This window comes from Sandarakinorhabdus sp., assembly GCF_040398645.1.
In the GTDB taxonomy this organism is placed as follows: Bacteria; Pseudomonadota; Alphaproteobacteria; order Sphingomonadales; family Sphingomonadaceae; genus Sandarakinorhabdus.
Window position 1 is genome coordinate 1 of the sequence record NZ_JBBATR010000029.1, and the last position, 4071, is coordinate 4071.

The window sequence follows — 4071 nt, forward strand, 5'->3', positions numbered from 1 at the left end:
TCATAGAGCACATCGACGCCGGCCGCGGTGAAATCGGCATAAAGCTTGTCACACGCCGCCGCGCAAGCGCCATCATCGACGCGCAGATTGATCAGCGCGACCTGGAACGGCGCCACCGCATCGGGCCAGACAATGCCGGCATCGTCATGGCAGGCTTCGATGATCGATCCCACCAGCCGCGACACACCGATGCCATAGCTGCCCATCAGCGGCGTCACCGGCGTGCCATCGCGGCCCTGCACCGTCACGCCCAGCGGCGCGGTATATTTGTCGCCGAAGTAAAACAACTGGCCAACTTCAATGCCCTTCGATTGCTGCAAGGCTGCGCCGCACGCCGCTTCGGCCGCAAGATCACGCTTTTCATCGGTGGCAGCGTAATCGGCGTTCAGGCCGTCGATGAAGCCCGCCAGCGCGCCGGCATCATCTGGGTCCACGCCAGCAGTGTCGCGCGGCTTCAGCCAATTCTCATGATAAAACACATCGCTCTCGCCCGTCGGCGCCAGCACGATGAACTCGTGGGACAGGTCGCCGCCGATCGGGCCGGTGTCGGCCTGCATCGGAATCGCATTTAGGCCCATGGCCGCAAACGTGCGCAGATAGGCAATGAACATCCGGTTGTAACTGTGCAGCGCGCCGGCATAATCCGCATCAAAACTATAGGCGTCCTTCATCAGGAATTCGCGCCCGCGCAGCACGCCAAAGCGCGGCCGCACCTCATCGCGGAACTTCCACTGAATCTGGTACAGATTGCGCGGCAGATCGCGGTAGGATTTGGCGCCGTTCTGAAAAATCATCGTGAACAATTCTTCGGCGGTGGGGCTGAACAGCATCTCGCGGTCATGCCGATCGGTAATGCGCAGCATTTCCGGGCCATAGGCATCGTAACGGCCCGATTGCCGCCACAGATCGGCGCTCTGGATGGTGGGCATCAACACTTCGATGGCGCCGGCACGGTCCTGCTCGCGGCGCACGATGCGTTCGATATTGGCCAGCACGCGCTTGCCCATCGGCAGCCAGGCATAAATCCCGGCCGCGGTCTGCCGCACCATCGCGGCGCGCAGCATCAACTGGTGGGATATCACCTGGGCTTCGCCAGGGGTTTCCTTGAGCACGGGCATGAAAAATTTGGACAGGCGCACGGTGGGTCTTTCGGCAATCGCAGATGAACCGGGCCTTAGCATGGCTGAGCCCGCCGGCAACAGCGCCGCACCGGCCGACTGTGGCCTGCATGCAACACTATTTTAATTCCGCACCGGCCTGCCCGCGCGCCGCCTGACAGATGCCGTAAAACTGCATAACGGATACTCCCGGACACTGGCCCATAATGGGGCAACGTCCGGGAAGAATGGCGCAAGTCGTTTTTCGCCGCCGCGCGCTGCGGTGCACCGGGATACCGGCTGCATGGCAGGCTGCGCGCGCTGGCCGGGGCAGATGGGGGCATTTGGCTCCGGCCGGCGCCAGGCGAACAGGCGGCATGAAGTCTCGTCACCATTTGCCCGGCCGGGAAACTGGCCGGGCATTTTGTTGTCCCCCTCCCTTGTCGCCCCCCCCTCATCGTCCCATAACTTTCATCAGGCCGCACCCACCGCGCCGCCGTGCCAAGCTCATTCGTGCAACCACAGGAGCTGACCATGGCCTACGAACACATCACTACGCTGCGTGACGGCAAGATCCTGACCGTGACCATCAATCGCCCGGACCGCATGAACGCGCTGCACCCGCCGGCCAATGCGGAGCTTGATGCCGCCTTCAACGATTTTGCCGCCGATCCCGATTTGTGGGTGGCGATCATCACCGGCGCTGGCCCGCGCGCCTTTTCCGCCGGCAATGATCTGCGCTGGCAGGCCGAAGGCAATGCCATCACCGTGCCGCCATCCGGCTTTGGCGGCCTGACCACGCGCTGGGATCTGACCAAGCCGGTGATTGCCGCGGTCAACGGCGTCGCCATGGGCGGCGGCTTCGAAGTCGCGCTGGCCGCCGATATCATCCTGGCCGCCGACACCGCCAGCTTTGCCCTGCCCGAGCCCAAGGTCGGGCTTGCCGCGCTGGCCGGCGGCCTGCACCGGCTGCCGCGTGCCATCGGCGTGTCGCGCGCCATGGCGATGATCCTCACCGCCCGCACCGTTTCGGCCGCCGAAGGCCATGCGCTGGGCTTCGTGGCCGAAGTCGTGCCGGCCGCCGATCTCCTCACCCGCGCCCACGCACTGGCCGCGGCCATGTGCGAATTGTCCCCGCTCTCGCTGCGCGCTTCCAAACAAGCCGTGCTCAGCGGCCTCGAAGCGCCCTCCCTGCGCGCCGCCTATGAAGGCCAGGGCAGCTATCCAGCGGTGCAGACGCTGTTTCGCAGCGAGGATCTGCGCGAAGGGCCGCTGGCGTTTGCGCAGAAGCGCAAGCCGGTGTGGCAGGGCAAATAGCGCGACGTCCGATCGGCTTGACCGCGCAGCCATGTGCGGGCAGCGAGCGTGACCATGGGGGATTTCCAGTCACGCGGCAGAATCATTGCACCGGCCAATTACGATCGCTGGCTGGTGCCGCCCTGCGCGCTGGCCATCCATTTGTGCATCGGCATGGCCTATGGTTTCTCGGTGTTCTGGCTGCCGCTCACCCGCGCCATCGGCATCACCGACAGCAAGGTCTGTAATGGACTGACGCTGGCATCGGCGCTTGTCACCACCCGCTGCGACTGGCGGGTGAGCGATCTGGTCTGGGTCTATACTTTGTTCTTTGTCGTGCTGGGCCTGGCTGCAGCGCTGCTGGGCAGCTGGGTGGAGCGGGTTGGTCCGCGCAGGTCCGGGCTGCTGGCTGCGGCCTGCTGGAGCGGCGGCATGGCGCTGGGCGCGTTGGGCGTTTTCCTGCACCAGCTTTGGTTGTTCTGGCTGGGCGCCGGGGTAATCGGCGGCATCGGCCTTGGCATCGGCTATATCACGCCGGTGTCCACGCTGATCAAATGGTTCCCGGATCGGCGCGGGCTGGCCACAGGCATGGCAATCATGGGCTTTGGCGGCGGCGCGATGGTCGGCAGCCCGGCGGCAGACCGGTTGATGGCCGCCTTTGCCGGGCCAGACACTGTTGGCGCCGCGCCGGCCATGCTGGTGATGGCCGCCGTCTATGCCGCGGTGATGACCGTGGGCGCGCTGGGCTTTCGGCTGCCTGCTGCCGATTGGGCACCGCCGGGCCGGCTATCGGCGCCCACGCCAGCCCTGCCAATCAGCGGGCGCTTTGTGGCGCTGGCCGATGTCCACCGCACACCGCAATTCTGGCTGGTGTGGACGGTGCTGCTGCTCAATGTGTCGGCGTCGATCGGAATTATCGGCCTGGCATCGCCAATGGTGCAGGAGATATTTGGCGGCCGGCTGATTGGTCAGCCGGCGCTTCGCATCGAGGATTTGGGTGCAGTGCAAAAGGCCGCTGCGGCGGCAACAGGCGCTGCGTTTGTTGGCCTGATCAGCTTGCTCAACATCGCCGGGCGGTTTTTTTGGGCCGGTCTTTCCGATCACATCGGCCGAAAAGCCATGTATGCCGCGATATTGACGCTTGGCGCGGCTTGCTACGGCCTGGTGCTACCAGGGTCGGACGCGGCTTCATTGGCACTGTTCCTCGCCTGCTTCGCGCTGATCGCATCAATGTATGGCGGCGGCTTTGCGGCGGTGCCGGCTTGGCTGGCCGATTTGTTTGGCACGGCCAATGTTGGTGCCATTCATGGCCGGTTGCTTACGGCGTGGTCAACCGCCGGTGTGCTGGGGCCGTTGTTGGTGGCGTATATGCGCGATGCCGGCCTCGCTGCCGGCGCTGCACGCGAGGCGGTTTATGCGCCGATCTTTCTGATGCTGGCCGGCATGCTGGTGGCAGGCCTGGTGGCGGCGCTGCTGGTGCGCCCGGTCGCGCTGCGTTGGTGGCGCGATGCCGCAATTGCGCCGGGTGCAATAGCAGACGGCACGCCGCAAAGTCCGGCCGTAGCACCGGTGATCCGGCCCGGCCTGCGGATGGCAGCGTGGAGCCCGGTGGTGCTGCCGATGCTCTGGGGCGCAGGCTTTACGGTACAAAAGCTTGTGCTGCTGCTTGGGTGATGCG

At 65.2% G+C, this 4071-nt stretch carries 3 protein-coding genes; 2 read left to right on the top strand and 1 reads right to left on the bottom strand.

From position 1 onward, the window contains the following. Positions 1 to 1139: proline--tRNA ligase (gene proS, locus ABWP50_RS08310; RefSeq protein ID WP_353217531.1), on the bottom strand; the 1139-nt coding region annotated here is incomplete at its 3' end. Positions 1140 to 1631: 492 nt separating this feature from the next. On the opposite strand from proS, the gene ABWP50_RS08315 reads away from it, so the two are divergent. Further along, the gene (locus ABWP50_RS08315; RefSeq protein WP_353217532.1) at positions 1632 to 2414 is read left to right on the top strand and encodes an enoyl-CoA hydratase-related protein; all 783 of its coding nucleotides are present in this window, start codon (positions 1632 to 1634) and stop codon (positions 2412 to 2414) included. A 54-nt stretch (positions 2415 to 2468) separates the two neighbouring features. Further along, positions 2469 to 4067, top strand: coding sequence for an OFA family MFS transporter (locus ABWP50_RS08320; protein WP_353217533.1), 1599 nt, complete (start codon positions 2469 to 2471; stop codon positions 4065 to 4067). Positions 4068 to 4071: the final 4 nt, after the last annotated feature.